The organism is Exiguobacterium sp. UBA6282, assembly GCF_002440475.1.
GTDB lineage: Bacteria > Bacillota > Bacilli > Exiguobacteriales > Exiguobacteriaceae > Exiguobacterium_A.
On the sequence record NZ_DJUM01000043.1, the window covers coordinates 2,909 to 18,980 of the forward strand.

Annotated in this window: 12 protein-coding genes and 2 pseudogenes; all 14 read right to left on the minus strand. The window is 50.2% G+C overall.

Annotated elements, in window-relative coordinates:
- Positions 1 to 1,634: DNA mismatch repair protein MutS (gene mutS, locus B2751_RS11195; RefSeq protein WP_290774822.1), on the minus strand; the 1,634-nt coding region annotated here is incomplete at its 3' end.
- 62 nt (positions 1,635 to 1,696) lie between these two features.
- On the minus strand, positions 1,697 to 2,134 hold the full coding sequence (locus B2751_RS11200) for a RicAFT regulatory complex protein RicA family protein (protein ID WP_023467714.1): 438 nt from the start codon (positions 2,132 to 2,134) through the stop codon (positions 1,697 to 1,699).
- On the minus strand, positions 2,077 to 3,186 hold the full coding sequence (locus B2751_RS11205) for a DNA-3-methyladenine glycosylase family protein (protein ID WP_422653603.1): 1,110 nt from the start codon (positions 3,184 to 3,186) through the stop codon (positions 2,077 to 2,079). Before B2751_RS11205 ends, B2751_RS11200 begins: the two co-directional genes overlap by 58 nt.
- Positions 3,108 to 4,376 carry a DUF445 domain-containing protein gene (locus B2751_RS11210; protein WP_035408840.1) on the minus strand — a complete coding sequence of 423 codons (1,269 nt, stop codon included), beginning with the start codon at positions 4,374 to 4,376 and terminating at the stop codon, positions 3,108 to 3,110. The genes B2751_RS11205 and B2751_RS11210 overlap by 79 nt, the downstream gene beginning before the upstream one ends.
- A 105-nt stretch (positions 4,377 to 4,481) precedes the next feature.
- Positions 4,482 to 4,769, minus strand: coding sequence for a hypothetical protein (locus B2751_RS11215; RefSeq protein WP_029341204.1), 288 nt, complete (start codon positions 4,767 to 4,769; stop codon positions 4,482 to 4,484).
- Positions 4,770 to 4,893: 124 nt separating this feature from the next.
- Positions 4,894 to 6,348 (minus strand): phytoene desaturase family protein, encoded by a 1,455-nt coding sequence (locus B2751_RS11220; protein ID WP_290774825.1) that lies wholly within the window; start codon positions 6,346 to 6,348, stop codon positions 4,894 to 4,896.
- Positions 6,345 to 7,961, minus strand: a complete 1,617-nt coding sequence (locus B2751_RS11225; protein WP_035409713.1) for an alpha/beta hydrolase — start codon at positions 7,959 to 7,961, stop codon at positions 6,345 to 6,347. The genes B2751_RS11220 and B2751_RS11225 overlap by 4 nt, the downstream gene beginning before the upstream one ends.
- Positions 7,962 to 8,106: 145 nt before the next feature.
- Positions 8,107 to 9,253 (minus strand): annotated as a pseudogene (locus tag B2751_RS11230) (glycine C-acetyltransferase).
- A complete protein-coding gene (gene tdh, locus B2751_RS11235; protein ID WP_035408847.1) occupies positions 9,253 to 10,341 on the minus strand; it encodes an L-threonine 3-dehydrogenase in 1,089 nt (362 codons plus the stop codon). The pseudogene B2751_RS11230 and the gene tdh overlap by 1 nt, the downstream one beginning before the upstream one ends.
- Positions 10,342 to 10,439: 98 nt before the next feature.
- Positions 10,440 to 11,307, minus strand: a pseudogene (locus B2751_RS11240) (2-oxoacid:ferredoxin oxidoreductase subunit beta).
- On the minus strand, positions 11,294 to 13,042 hold the full coding sequence (locus tag B2751_RS11245) for a 2-oxoacid:acceptor oxidoreductase subunit alpha (protein WP_290774827.1): 1,749 nt from the start codon (positions 13,040 to 13,042) through the stop codon (positions 11,294 to 11,296). The pseudogene B2751_RS11240 and the gene B2751_RS11245 overlap by 14 nt, the downstream one beginning before the upstream one ends.
- 191 nt (positions 13,043 to 13,233) lie before the next feature.
- Positions 13,234 to 13,494, minus strand: coding sequence for a stage V sporulation protein S (locus B2751_RS11250; RefSeq protein ID WP_023467705.1), 261 nt, complete (start codon positions 13,492 to 13,494; stop codon positions 13,234 to 13,236).
- Positions 13,495 to 13,523: 29 nt separating this feature from the next.
- On the minus strand, positions 13,524 to 14,318 hold the full coding sequence (locus tag B2751_RS11255) for a TIGR00282 family metallophosphoesterase (protein ID WP_035408850.1): 795 nt from the start codon (positions 14,316 to 14,318) through the stop codon (positions 13,524 to 13,526).
- A 49-nt stretch (positions 14,319 to 14,367) separates the two neighbouring features.
- Positions 14,368 to 15,930 carry a ribonuclease Y gene (gene rny / locus B2751_RS11260; protein WP_023467703.1) on the minus strand — a complete coding sequence of 521 codons (1,563 nt, stop codon included), beginning with the start codon at positions 15,928 to 15,930 and terminating at the stop codon, positions 14,368 to 14,370.
- Positions 15,931 to 16,072: the final 142 nt, after the last annotated feature.

The following is a 16,072-nucleotide window of genomic DNA, read 5'->3' on the forward strand; positions in this document are numbered from 1 at the left end:
GCAATCTCAGCCAGTGCGACGAGGACGTCGAGTTCTGCGATCCGGCGACTGACGCGTTGTAAGCTTTCGATGTGTCCTTTGACTTCATCGCGCACCCCGCAGAAGAGATCGTACTCGAGTGTGACACTCTTCTCTTCCGCACCAAGGATCAATGCTTCTTTTTCCTTCAGTTCCGGTGTGATATAACGCTCGGCATTGGCAAGTGTCTGCTTCCGTTCATACCGTCCTTCCGGCAACAGCTTGGCATTCGCACGTGAGACCTCGATGTAATAACCGAAGACGCGATTGTAGCCGATCTTCAACGTCTTGATGCCAGTCGCTGCCCGTTCACTGGCTTCAAGTGTCGCAAGCCATGTCTTGCCGTCTTTTGAAGCGACGAGTAACTCATCGAGGTCTGCTGAATAACCAGCCTTAATCATTCCGCCCTCTTTCGTTGAGATCGGTGGGGCTTCAACGAAAGCACGATCGAGTAGATCGCTCAACTCATCGTGCGGATCGAGTCCGAGACTGAGTTGACCGAGACGTTCACTCATCATCTCCTCAAGCGCTGATTGAATGCGGGGAATCAATCGCAACGTCGACTTCAATTGAACGAGGTCGCGCGCAGACGCTGTTCCATACCCGACTTTCGCGACGAGTCGCTCGAGATCATAGACTTCGCGTAACGTATCTTTTAGTTGTTGACGCTCGAAATAGTGTTGCAACAATTCCTCGACGGCGTCGAGCCGTTCCGTGATGACGCGTTCCGATAACAACGGTTTTTCTAACCAGCGTTTCAGCATCCGTCCGCCCATCGCTGTACCTGTCACGTCAAGTAGACCAAGCAACGAACCCTTTTTATCTCCTGTCCGTGCCGAGCGAACGAGCTCGAGATTCTTGACCGTATTCGGCTCGAGTTGCATGAAGTCACTCGCTTCATAGACGACAGCAGGTTGCAGATGTGTCAACGCCCGTTTTTGTGTATCGTGCATATAGGCATAGAGCACCGCAAAGGCTTCCGCTTGGGCTGTATCAATCGCACGGTCGCCGTGCGGATGCGTCTCGCGCCGTAAGCTACGTGTCAGTGGAATCCGTAAGTGTGCGAGCGCCGTCTCATGTTCCTCTGTCGTGACGATGATTTCCCGTGGCAGGATGATGCTCAGTTCCTTGATCACACCGTCGAGTGTCGCAACGCTTGTCAAGGCACTCTCACCTGTCGAGACATCTCCGCGGGCAATCCCAAAGCGACCGTCCTGTTCGACGACCGCGACTAAGTACCGATTCTCTTTTTCCGTCAATGCGGACATCAACGTTCCCGGCGTGATGACTTGGATGACTTCGCGTTTGACGAGTCCTTTCGTCAACTTCGGATCCTCGACTTGATCGCAAAGTGCCACTTTATAACCACGCTCGATCAACTGTTCGATATAGCCGTTCGCCGCGTGATGAGGTACGCCACACATCGGAATCGGATGTTCCGCGTTCTTGCCGTTTTTCGCCGTCAGCGTCAATTCCAGCTCATGGGCGACCTTTTTAGCATCCTCAAAGAATAATTCGTAAAAATCTCCGAGCCGATAAAACAAGAAGGCGTCCGGATAGTCCGCCTTGATCGAGAAGTATTGTTTCATCATCGGAGTGTTGTGTACTGCTTCCATTCTTCCACCTCATTCGTCGAAAAAGCCGACGGATGTCCGTCGGCTTTTCGTTCATTTCGTGATTAGTAGCCGCAACCGCCGCTTTTGTTTTCTGCTTCCATGCCGCTACCTGTCTTACCAGCGAGAACATCTCCGTCCGTCGCTTCGATGATTTGATCCGTAATCCCGTTCGAGATCGTCACCGTGATGTATTGGAGAAGTCCGTTGACTTCTTCTTGTGTTTCTTGGAACTGTTGGACGACAGGCATCTCATCGAGCTCAGCGAACAATTTATCGAGCTTCGCTTCGACACGTGCGAGTGCTTCTGTTTTGCCGTAATGTTGGCAGTTGACTGCCTCTTTTTGAAGGAACTTGATTTGTTTCATCATCTTTTGGACTTTTTCATTTCCATTGATGTTGGCTTCTGCCGCTTTAAATCGTTCTACTTCCGGTGTCTCTGAAATCATTTTGGCGATTTCATTGGCTTTTTCGATGATTTGTTCATCTGTATACATCCACATTCGTCCCCTCTATCGTTAGCGAACACGTCGCTTCCCTTAGCATTCTGAACGATTCCTCGTTCTGTCGCATTCATTATACCGTTCTCGCGATAGAGTGACAAGAATAGTTCCTTATTCAATCGAACGCCATAATAGATAGGCAGCGTGACTGCGAACAGGAGCGAATTCCTCTGCCAGTCGNNGTGACTGCGGATAGGGGCAAATTCCTCTGCCAGTCGCGTCGCTTCTTCCACCGTCGGTCGGTAACCGAGTAACCGTTCGAAAGCCCGTAAAATCCCGATGTCTGATGCCGGAAACAAATCTGGACGACCGTACCCGAACATCAGGACGTTTTGGACCGTCCATGGTCCGACGCCTTTCAGTGCAATCAACGTCTCAGCGATTTCTGCGTCGTCGGTTGACGTCAATGCATCATAATCAATCGCTGCTGTCGCTACGCCAAGCAGATAATCAACTTTACGTCCTGATAGTTGCAGAGCAAGCAAGTCTTCGCGACGCGCTGCCGCTAATTGACGCGGCGTCGGCGGAAGGATGATCCCGTCCTTGACCGTTCCGAATGTTCGAAAGACACGTTCCGTCAACGTATGGGCAAATGAGAGATTGATTTGTTGATGAATGATCGAGCGAATCAAGGCCGTGAACGGTGAATGATCAAGCACGAGTCGTTCATCGCCGAACCGTTCGACGATTGCATGTAACGACGTCGCCTTGAGACGCTGCGCAGGATTCGGTTCATTGAGTCGAAAGCGCCGATTGAGTTGCGTCAGCACCGCTGTTTTCGGTCCTGAACCTTCAATCCGTAACGTATAACCATCGATGGCTTCCATCATCGTGATGTATGCCTGATCGTTGACGAAGACTGGAACGACGAGTCGCCCATCCTGTTCGATTTGTAACGGGTCTTCCGTCAAACGAGACACGATTCCTTTAAAATCAAATGCTTCCGACAACGTCACATCATATGTCCACCGGCTCATCCGACGAACACCTTGATCGCACCGAGGATCAAACCGATGATGAATCCACACAATGCTCCGTTGACCCGGATCCATTGCAAGTCACTGCCAACCTTATCCTCGATCATGTGAATGAGTGTCTCGGTATCGAACCGATTCAAGTTCTCGCGCACGAGTCCGCCGATTTTTTGGTGATTTTGTTCGACGAAACGCACGAGTTGCTCCTTCATCCACTGATCACTGCTATCCTTGAACGTCGGATGCTGTTCCCAGTCGTCTAAAGCGCGCGAAAGCATCGGCATCGCCCGTTCCGTCCAGAAAGCGTCTGACGTCAAATAGCGTTCGAGCTCGATCAGACCAGCGTCATATGCACGTTCAATAACCGGAACGAAGTCAAACCGGTCGACCTCACTTGCCTTCCAAGCATCGATTTTCGCGAGACGCTCTTCATCAATCGACAACTGTGCCAGGTTACGACGCAGATGATCGAGAATCGCGAGTCGATTCGGATGATGGACGTGTCGCATATCTTGAATGACCGTCAACAAGACGCCTTGAATGACCAGACTGAGTTTTTCTTCCGAATAGACTTTTTGGACGGTTCGCGCCGTCACCCGCAAAAACGTATTCTTTTCTTGGTCAATCATTGCCGTATAAGCAAGGCGGCCAATCTGATCGCGAATGATCGGATCTTCGAGAAGACGTTGGCCGTAATCGAGTAACTGATCCATCAGCCACTCGTCGAGTCGACGTTCCTCATTCAACTCCATCGCCCGGACCGCCAGCCGTTTGGACGGATACGCTTTGATCGTCTCCGTCACCCGTGTATTCGCAAACTCAAGAATTGCCTCTTTAGGTAGTTTCCGAATCAAACCCATCAACAGCTCGGTGACGGTTGCTCGAAAGGCAGGTAAGACCAGAATCGAACGTAAAATTTTGATGACACGATCTGCAAGCGTCATATGTTGCAGCTTCGCAACGATACTTTCTTTGTTCAGTAAGTCCGTCTCGAGCATATGAACAATCGATTCGATGACCCGTTCCCGATTTTTCGGCAATAGGTTCGTATGGGGAATCTTTAAGCCAAGCGGGTGACGAAACAGCGCCGTGATCGCGAACCAGTCGGCAATCCCACCGACGAGTCCGGCTTCAAAACCACTCTGGAGCCAAAAGACCCACGCATTTTCTTTAAATGGCAATGAGACGACGAATCCGACCGCCATGAAAATCAACGAAACGGTTGCAAGCCGCCGTGTCGATGTTTTAGGTTGTTCAAATGATGACACATCGTTTCCTCCTTCAACTGAGTCACTTATCTACCTTACGAACGGGACAAGGATTAGGTTTCGACACGAAAGAGCCCCAGTCATCGACTGGGACTCCCTATGTACTTAAAACGTGTATTCACCAAAACGGTCGCCATCCCATGTCGCGGTTGCCGTTGAGACAAAATAGACCAGTCCGTTGCCGAATGTATTTTCCATTAATGAAACGAGTTGTTGACCATTTGTCTGTTCAACGAACGCTAATCGGACTTCTTCTTTCCCTTGATAAATCCGTTCGTAGACACTTAAACCGCGTGCATTGAGAAACGTACGCGCCGACTCGAATTGAATCGGACCGACTTCAGGTCGTCGTTCCTGAATGAACGACTGACATTTTTGCTCGAATGTCTCCATGGTTCTTCACTCCTTCTCTCTTTTTGTTCATGGATATCATGTTCCCGACTCTTCCTCATCATAATCCTCAAATGTGAAAAAAGCGACAGATGCGTCGCTTCTTTCATCATTTTACGACGATTTCTCACAATCTGACTCCAAACTGTCTGGCAGCATGGATCGCAGACGTCGTCGCACCGATCGTCCCAGCACCCGGAAAGATGGTATCGCCGATTGCAAAGAAATGATCGACACCTGTTCGAAACGGTGCCGCGAATAGGAGACTCGTACTCGGACGTTGCGGATATCCACCGACTCCACCATCCGGACGGAACGTATAGCGGACCCATGCACCTGGCCCACCCGGATGGCGTTCGATTGCCTGTTGCGCGAAGCCAGGAAACTGCTGTTCGAGAATGGCTTCGAAGATCGCCGACATCGTCTCGACTTGTCCGTCATAGCGTTTCCGGTTCGTCTTATCAAACGTACCAATCGGAACATGGCATGACATCGTCAGCGTCCGCTGACCAACTGGTGCACGTAATCGATCATCCGGACGGGACAGCGAGATGAAGGCATGACCTGAAGGTAAGGACGGATCATGAACTTGCCGGAATGCTTCGTCAGACAAAATGAGTGCCTCTGGAATCGCCGCATAATACGTAAAGGTCGCCCATTGCTGTAATTTTTCCTGTCGTCGGTACGTTCGTCGTAACGTTCGTCGCATATCCATGCTGACGACTTCCCGGATGCCTTCAAGCGGAACCGCACAGATGACAGCATCAGCAAGCATCAAGCGTCCTCGGCGATCCTCAATCAAAAATCCATCTGATGTCTTTCGAATCGACGTGACTTTTCGCCCAAGGAGACAGGTTGCCCCGCTCTCCTCTGCTGTCTCTTTCAATTGCTCAGCTAGTCGGTACAAGCCTCCCGGAACATAATAGGCACCTTCATGATAAATCGATAAGGCGACGGCTCCTAGTAAAGCTGAGGCCTCCTGCCCTGTCTGCATGCTGTCGAGCAAAATCCCATCGATCACTTGTGCGAATAACGTATCCGCTAGTCGATGTTTTCGTAACAAATGACCAATCGTCAGCGGAAAATACGGCAAGAGAACAACACTTTTCACGTGACGGACTAACCGCCGGACGTCTGCTGGATCTTGAAGTGGTAATGCTGGAAGTTCTGCCATTAGCGGACGAATCATCTCGTGAATCTGCTCGATTTCAGCAAAGAAAGCCTGAATCGACGATGCCTGCTCCGGAAAATGTGACGTCAATTCGGTTAGAAACGCAGCACGATCCTGATAATAATGAATCGTCCGTCCTGCGATGCGAATCGTCATGACGACGTCGAGCGACTCGACCTGATGCGTTACTCCAAGATGATCAAGAACACGGGCGTGAATACCACCGGGCTCAAACCCCATTCCGAGTGTCGCCCCTACCGGATACGTCAGGTCCCGGCGCGTGAACTTCCCGGCTGATCCCCCCCATTCACGACTTCCTTCAAGGACGGTAACAGTATGGCCTTCTTGTGCGATCAGAGCCGCAGCCGTTAAACCTGCAATTCCTCCGCCGACGATGACGACGTGTTTCATGATGATTCCTCCTCCGTGACCCGATTTTCTTTAAATAGGAAATTGCGGATTTCGCGGAAGACCGGCTCCCGGCGATGAATCGTGAAGTGATCATATTTATACGATTTTGTCTGGATATTATCCGTGTAGTTCTCGAGTGCAAAGGAACTCTTTAACGAAATCAGATTGAAATCGCCTCCTTTGGCACCAAACGAATAGACGAGTACATCGCGCGGCCACGTCTCGAGCCGCTTAGTTAAATTGTTCATCGCTGGTGAGCCCTTCGCGAGATCACGAATGGCGGGACTGTTCGTATTCGTGCCAAGCGGTGCGAGCGTCAACCCGAGTTTTGCATAATCGGAGCCGGCGATTGGTGAGTCGAGCGTCACAACTTTTCGGACGTGATACGGCATCTCTTCTTGGACCGTATAGGCGACGACATCCACACCACCCATGCTGTGCCCGACGAGCTGGATATCGGCAAAGGTCGCTTTTTGTTTCGCATCATACGCAGCAATCGCTGCATTCAACCACTTTTGTTGATCGGCAAGGCTCGCCTCGTCGTCTGCAAAGACGATTCGGACAAGCGGGTAGCCGGTTGGCGAAGGTGTGACGCTACAAGTCGCTTTCCCAGAACGAGTCACGTCACATCGACCGCCATCATCGGCAACTTTTTTTTTCGTGAAGTTCTGAATCATTGGGACGAACGTCCGCTCTGTACCGAACAATCCATGGACGAGGAACGTCGGTACGATTTCACTCTTTCCTTGCGTAACGATCTGACGCGTTGGCGGTGGAGCACTCGATGTATCTTCCGCGAATAGCCACCATGCCCCTCCTCCGACAATCAAACAGACAAGGAGCGAAATACTGATTGTCTTCAACTGTTGCCGACGCAAACGACGGACACGGTGAAAGATCCAGTAAAGCAATAAGCCAACACCGATCAATAATACAACACCGGTGATGATCCAACCTGTCGGATTTGGTACATAGGCAATCAACTGTAGTTGGTTTGCTTTCGTTCCGTATAATTTCCATGACACATCATGGTAATTCGACCAGTCGATCTTTTCTCCGTTTTGGAGACCAATCACTTTCGGACCGTGGAGCTTGATCTCGATATCGGCTTGGCGAATATAACGATCAGCAAGTTTCTTGACTTGACCCGTCGGTTGATACCCTTTGATGTTCAGGCGATCGATACTTAGATCGATGTTCGTATCAAGTCGATACGTATCAAACCAAAATCCGTCTGATTTTTTCATGTCGAACTTCGTATCAGGTGGAATGAGAATCCCACCGATGCCCGTCTTCCATTCGTCTTTGATCGACGTCATGTCCTTGAAGTTCGCAAATGTCTTCTGCATCCGGATGCCTTCGTAGTCATCCTTCGTCTTGAACGTCTTTGCCGCATAGCCATTCTTTTCTGCCTGTTTGACATAACCTTTCCAATTCGGATTTAGATTCAGTAAACGCGCCACTGGATGTTCCTTTGCGGCATATGTCGTTTTTAAGGTGACGCTCTGATCGGTATGGATCGTTGCATCGTACTGGATGCGAATACACCCCCCAAGGAGTAGTGTCAGCATCAAAAATGAGAGCAGTATCCCTTTCTTCTTCATACTCATCAGGTCACATCCTTTCCTCATCTATTATTCCCTATCTCGCAAAAGTAAAAACGGTCGACTTTGATTCTTTCGTCATGACGCACTTCAGGCAGCGGATCGCTGATCCGCTGCCTGAAAGTATGCGGACCTGGTTCGTCCGTGATCGATATCAACCGATCAAGTTTAATTCACGACCGACTTTTTCGAACGCTGCAAGCGCTGTCGTCAAGTCTTCGCGTGTATGTTCCGCCGTTACGATCGTCCGAACACGTGCTTTTCCTTTTGCAACGGTCGGGAAGGCGATTCCTTGAGCAAAGACACCTTCTTGACGGAGGCGATCGGATAATTCGTGACAACGCGCCTCATCACCGACGATGACCGGTGTGATCGGTGTCGTAGACGTCCCGATATCGAATCCAAGATCCCGTAATCCTTGTTTGAAGAATTCCGTGTTTTCCCACAGACGATCAAAGAGGACCGTTTCTTCTTCCATGACACGAAGTGCTTCCCGGTTTGCTTCAACGACTGCTGGTGGATGNNTGGATCAAGTAATCTTTGACGTGTTGTTCACACGCAACGTATCCACCGAGGACTCCGATTGCTTTTGAGAGTGTACCGACTTGCAAGGCAACACGACCGTCAAGACCGAAGTGATTGACCGTACCGCGTCCTGCTTTCCCAAGAACACCTGAAGCGTGCGCATCATCGACCATGACGAGCGCGTCATAACGCTCGGCTAATTCAACGATTTCTGGAAGTGGTGCAATGTTCCCATCCATCGAGAAGACACCGTCCGTGACGACGAGGCGTGTTCGCGCGTCCTGTGTTTCTTGTAAAGCTGCCTCAAGATCCGCCAAATCGACATGTTTATAGATCCGGCGTTTCGCTTTTGTCAGACGGATCCCATCGATGATCGAAGCGTGGTTCAACTCATCTGAGATAACAACGTCTTCAGGACCGAGTAACGCTGATAAGACACCGAGATTCGTTGCGAATCCCGACTGGAAAACAAGTGCCGCTTCCGTATGCTTGAATGTCGCGAGTTCCCGCTCAAACGCTTGGTGCATCTCGAGCGTTCCAGCAATCGTTCGAACCGATCCTGTTCCGGCACCAAACGTCCGCGCTGCTTCCGCTGCTTGTTCAGCAAGACGCGGATGTGCTGCGAGTCCGAGGTAGTTGTTCGACGACAGTTGGATCAGTTCCTTCCCGTCAATCGTCACGCGATTGTGTTGCGCGCTCTCGAGTGCTACAAGGTTGCGGAACGTGCCCGCCTGTTTCATCTCTTCTAATTCTGTCCGTAAGTGTTCAAATCCCATTAATTCGTCCCCCTTGGTTGTAATACGACTTTCCCGCATTTCCCTTGACGCATCAATTCAAATCCTTCTTCGAACCGCTCAAGCGGCAACGTGTGTGTAATCAACGGTCGGACATCAACTTTTCCACTTGATAAGAAAGCAGAAACCTGACTCCATGTCTCATACATCTTCCGACCGGTGATGCCTTGAACCCGGACGCCTTTGAAGACAACGTGGTTCGTCAAATCGATTTCGACCGGTTTGACCGGCAGACTGAGGATGTTGACGTCTCCACCTGCTGTCACCATTTCGAATGCTTGACGAATCGCAGCCGGATGTCCACTCATCTCACAGACAACGTCGATTCCGTCGCCGTCGGTCATACGCTCGATCCGCTCCAAGACATCGTCATGACGTGAATCGATGACGACATCTGCCCCCATCGTCCGTGCGAGTTCAAGACGATACGGATTGACGTCGATTGCGACGACTTCCGCCGCACCGGCTGCTTTAGCGACTGAGACTGCCATCAAACCAATTGGACCACAACCGACGATTGCGACCGTTTTAGCGCTGACATCACTCGCAAGAACGGTATGGACAGCATTTCCCATCGGCTCTTGAATCGAAGCGATTCCCGCTGGCATATCTTCCGGGTTGACCCAGAGGTTTTCTTCCGGCATGACGACGTATTCCGCAAAACAGCCTTGTGTATCGACACCGATGATCTTCGTGTTCTTACAGATATGATATTGCCCACGAAGACACTGTTTACATTGATGACAGACGATATGCGTCTCAGCCGAGACACGGTCACCAAGTTTCAAGCGTTTCGTACCCTCCCCGAGCTCGACGACTTCGCCCGAGAACTCGTGACCGAAGACATACGGCGGATTGACACGTGACGCTGCCCACGCATCCCACTCATAGATATGCACGTCCGTCCCACAAATTGATGTTGCCTCGACTCGAATCAAGACTTCTCCACGATCCGGTACGGGTACGGGTACTTCTTTCAGTGCCGCACCGAATCCGCGCTCTTCTTTGACAAGTGCACGCATCGTTTTCGTCGTTGTCGTCTCTTCTACCGCTGTTACTAATTTCGTCATCTTTCCCCGACTCCTTCGCGGAAGCTCACGTTTATTTATATGTGGCGAACTTCCAAATGTTTAGCATCCCCAAAAACCAAACACATCTTTCCTCTATCTTACATGAATTCTGCCGCTAGTTTACCGAATGTTTCTTCGTTTAGCTCAAGATCCGCATATGCGAGACCGGATTCTTGGTACCCATCGATTTGTGACTGGTAATCAGGACGTGTTTCATCCTGATAGATCAATCCCATGACGAGACCATCGTGTGCATGAACGGTCTGTTTCGCAAGATCCAAGTTCGACGGGTCGTATCCTTCGATATCGGACAGCTTCGTCAAGTTCTGCTTGAACCAATCGTACGTATTGACCTTGTTGAATGTGACGCATGGACTGAAGACGTTAATGAACGCAAATCCTTTATGCGCCGTCGCTTGCTCGATCAATTGCGTCAACCCTTTTAAATCATTCGAGAAGCTCTGGGCAACGAATGTCGCGCCAGCCGTCAAAGCAAGTTCAACCGGTGAAACACTCTTTTCGATCGATCCTTTTGGAGTTGACTTCGTCTTAAATCCCGGTGCAGAAGTAGGTGACGTCTGTCCCTTCGTCAAGCCGTAAATCTGATTGTCCATGACGATGTACGTCATGTCGACATTCCGTTTGAACGCATGAATCGTATGTCCCATGCCGATCGCGAATCCATCACCGTCGCCACCAGACGCGATGACCGTTAATTCGCGGTTCGCCATCTTGACACCTTGGGCGATCGGTAAAGATCGTCCATGAACGCCGTGGAAGCCATACGTATTGATATAACCGGAAATCCGACCAGAACAGCCAATCCCGGAAATCAATGCCAACTCTTCTGGTTCGAGACCGACGTTTGCGACAGCACGCTGAATCGCTGCTTGAATCGAGAAGTCTCCACANNCCCGGACACCAGTTTGGTTTGACATCATTTCTAAAATCCTTAAAGGTTGCCATGATATACCCCTCCTACGACCTGCTCGACGACCTCTGCCGGGTAGAACGGGTCGCCATTGAATTTCAGGATATGCTCGATCTTCGATGCATGTCCACAGTTCATCTGGATCAGCTTCGCCAGTTGTCCTGTTGCATTGTACTCGACGACGATGACTCGTTTTGCCCGCTCTAAGTGCGGCGTGACAAGTTCACTTGGGAACGGATGGACTTGACGGATATGCAAGTGATCGACCTTGATCCCTTGTGTTTCGAGTCGTGGCATGATCTCTTCAATCGTTCCACGTGTCGAGTTGAAACCAACGAATAAGATATCCGGTTCTGCATGATGCTCCGTTACAAGAACGGCATCCTGTAAGCGGAACGTATTCAGCTTGCGAAGTCGTTTCGTCATTTGATCGACCCGGTTCTTCGTCGCTTCCGACGGACGCCCTTCCTCATTGTGCTCAACACCCGTCACGTGATGAATCCCGTGCTTGACGCCTGGAATGACACGTGGGCTGATCCCATCTTCCGTCACTTCGTAGCGTTTGAAGTACGTTTTCCCTTCAAGTTCCGGTAAGTCTTCCTGAATCAACTTCCCGCGACGGATCTCGACGCGTGACATATCTGGTGGCTCAACCGATTGTTTTCCGAGCGATAGCATCAAATCCGTCAATAGAATGACAGGACATTGGTACTCTTCTGCAATGTTAAATGCTTCTGCTGCATCGTAGAACGCTTCCTCGACCGTTGATGGTGCCAAAACGACCTTTGGAATTTCACCATGTGTACTATAGATCATCGCCATCAAGTCAGATTGTTCCTGTTTCGTTGGTAGACCTGTTGACGGACCACCCCGTTGTGTATCGACGATGACGAGCGGTGTTTCCGTCATCCCGGATAACCCGATCGCTTCCGCCATTAGTGACAATCCTGGACCAGCAGACGCCGTCAAAGCACGGACACCTGCATAGTTGGCACCAATTGCCATCGTGACCGCTGCCAGTTCGTCTTCCGTCTGGACGACCGTTCCACCGAACTGCGGTAATTTCTTGATTAAGTATTCCATGATCTCAGATGATGGTGTGATCGGGTAAGCTGCCATCAGACGCGCTCCACCGGCAATCGCGCCAAGAGCAATTGCATCGTTTCCGATCATGAACATCCGTTGTTTTCCGTCAGCCGGTTCCAAGACGAACCGTTCGCCCTCTCCTGCAAGAGCTTCAAACGCTGCTGCTCCTTCACGAATTGCTGCTAAGTTCTTCTCGACCATATCTGGACCTTTTCGTCCGAAAATCTGTTCGACGACGGCTTGGAAACGCTCTGGTGCAATGCCGAGAATCGCACTCGATGCACCAATCGCGACCATGTTCTTCATCAATGCCGTACCGAGATCAGCTGCGATCTCCGTAAATGGAATCGCATACAATGAGGCGCGTGCTTCGTCCGGATTCGTCGGATTGAATTTCGCATCCGCGATGATGATGGCACCTTGACGCAATTCATGGAAGTTGACGTCGATCGTCTCTTGATCGAATGCGACCAAAATATCGAGATCATCGGAAATCGTCCGGACTTCCTGTGTCGCGACACGAATCTTATTATTCGTATGTCCTCCCTTGATACGTGACGAAAAGTGACGGTAGCCATACAGGTAATAGCCGAGTCGATTCAAGGCAATCGCAAAGATTTCGCCTGTTGATTCGATCCCTTCTCCCTGCTGACCGCCAACTTTCCATGATAACTGATTATACATCGACGTTCGCTCCTTCTCTGTCCCCTGAAATGATAGTTCTCTCTATCCTCCCTCATGATACCGATTTACCGGAAGTAGTACAATGCTCCCTCGGTGGAAAGGTGAGAAAAATTCGAAGACGCAGCAAAAAGACCATCTACTCCAGTCGAGTAAATGGTCTACTTGTAAATATAGGACCTATGTCCAATTCATCATCGTGGTTCGATGATGAGTTTGATGGCGGTTCTTTCTTCTCCATCAATTAAAATGTCTGTGAAGGCTGGGATACAAATCAAATCGATGCCAGAAGGCGCCACGAATCCGCGTGCGATGGCGACGGCTTTGACAGATTGATTGAGCGCTCCCGCACCAATGGCCTGAATCTCGACGGAACCTCTCTCTCGAATGACACCCGCGAGTGCACCTGCTACCGCGTTTGGATTCGACTTAGCTGATACTTTCAGGACGTCCATGCGTGTACCTCCCCATCCAGAAATGGCAATCAGTCGAAGAATACTGACTGATCCGTCAGATGAATCCGTTCAATCTTCGTTGCTTTTTTTGTTGTGTCATCGATATGAATCAAGACTCCATTAAGTTGTTCCCGTCCTTCGGCAACTTCAAACCGCGTTGGGAGCTGTGTCTTAAATTTTCGTAGGACATCTTCCTGACGCATCCCGAGCACACCGTTCAACGGACCTGTCATCCCGACATCCGTGATATAAGCCGTTCCTCCGTCAAGAACACGCTCATCTGCTGTCTGGACGTGTGTATGTGTGCCAACGACAGCTTGTACACGACCATCGAGGTGATAACCCATCGCGATTTTTTCACTCGTTGCTTCCGCATGGACATCAACGAAGATCGCATCGACTTTTCCTTCGACTTCCGCAATCAGTTCATCAACGGTACGGAACGGGTCACCGAGAGGTGGTAAGAAGACCGTTCCTTGGACGTTGATGACGGCAATCTTTTTATTGCCTGCCTTAACGATCATCATCCCACGACCTGGTGTGCCTTCCGGATAGTTCGCAGGACGGATGATCCGGTCCGCGTCGTCAATCCAGTCAAAGATGTCACGGTTATCAAACGTATGGTTCCCCATCGTGATGCCGTGGAATCCGAGTTCGAGGAATTGATGATAAATCGACTTCGTGATGCCGCGTCCGTGTGCTGCATTTTCACCGTTGACAAGCATGACGTTCGGATTGTATTTCGCTTTCAAGCGTGCTGTAAATTGTTGCAGGATATGTCGACCGGGTGCACCGACGACGTCTCCGACGAATAAAATCTTCATTGCTGTTCCTCCGTTCATTAAAAAAAGTGGCGGTCGCCCGCCACTCCACTTATTTCGCGTATTCGACTGCTCGTGTTTCCCGAATGACCGTGACTTTGATGTGTCCCGGATAATCGAGTTCTTCTTCGATTTTTTTCCGGATGTCACTCGCCATCTTGTGAGCCAGTACATCATCGACGACGTCAGGTCGAACGATGATGCGGACTTCACGACCCGCTTGGATCGCAAATGATTTTTCGACACCGTCGAACGATTCCGAGATTTCCTCGAGGCGTTCGAGACGGCGGATATAACTTTCGAGTGTCTCTTGACGTGCACCTGGACGAGCAGCAGATAATGCATCCGCAGCTGCAACCAAGACAGAAATGACAGATGTCGCTTCCGTATCTCCGTGGTGTGATGCGATCGCGTTGATGACGGTTGGATGCTCTTTGTACTTCGTACCGAGCTCGACACCAATCTCAACGTGACTGCCTTCGACTTCGTGGTCGATCGCTTTCCCGATATCATGCAGAAGACCTGCACGCTTCGCAAGCGTGACATCTTCTCCAAGTTCAGCTGCCATCATACCTGCAAGGTGGGCAACCTCAAGTGAGTGATACAGGACGTTCTGTCCGTAACTCGTACGGTACTTCAAGCGACCGAGAATTTTGACAAGGTCCGGATGAATGCCGTGGATTCCGACATCATACGTCGCTTCTTCCCCGATTTCTCGAATCCGCTCGTCGACTTCACGACGGGATTTGTCGACCATCTCTTCAATACGAGCCGGGTGAATCCGACCATCCTGAACCAATTTCTCGAGCGCCATTTTAGCGACTTCGCGACGAATTGGGTCAAAACCAGACAAAATGACGGCTTCCGGCGTATCATCGATGATCAAGTCGATCCCAGTCAAGGTCTCGAGCGTACGGATGTTGCGGCCTTCCCGTCCGATGATGCGACCTTTCATCTCATCGTTCGGCAAGTTGACGACCGATACAGTCGTCTCTGCGATATGTTCAGCGGCGAACCGTTGAATCGCAAGTGACAAGATGTTACGTGCTTTCTTGTCGGCTTCTTCTTTTGCTTTTTGTTCGATTTCTTTTTGAAGAATGGCTGCGTCGTGTAAAGCAGCCTGTTTCGTCTCATCCATGATGATTGTTCTTGCCTCGTCTTGCGATAAATTCGCGACGCGGACAAGCTCTTGACGTCCCTGTTCATACAGGTCCTCTACTTTGCGCTCTAGTTCTTCAGCTTGATGCTTCCGTTTCGCGATCTCTGCATCACGTGTATTGATTTGATCTTCCTTACGGTCGATAGCGTCAACACGGCGATCGAGTGTCTCTTCTTTCTGGAGCAACCGGGCTTCTTGTTTCGCTAGCTCTTGGCGACGTTCACGCAATTCTTTTTCCACTTCGTTACGAAGTTTGAATGCTTCATCTTTCGCTTCGAGTACGGCTTCTTTTTTCGTTGCCTCAGCCGATTCACGCGCACGTTCAACGATTTTATTCGCTTCCGTTTCTGCGCCTTGAATTTTCGCTTCTGCAATCGATTTCCGCAAGAAGTAGCCTACGATGAATGCGATCAGCAAAGTGAGGAGAAGTATGACAATCCAAGTCAGTGTACTCATGGGTTCACCTCCCCTTTGCAAGGTGTTTCTTAGTTCATTTCGGTATTTCATCGAAGCTGTCTAAAAAACGTACATCTATATTGTAAGGATAGCACTCGTTCATTGTCAACGAACGGACGGGAAAGAATTCCACTGTTTTCCT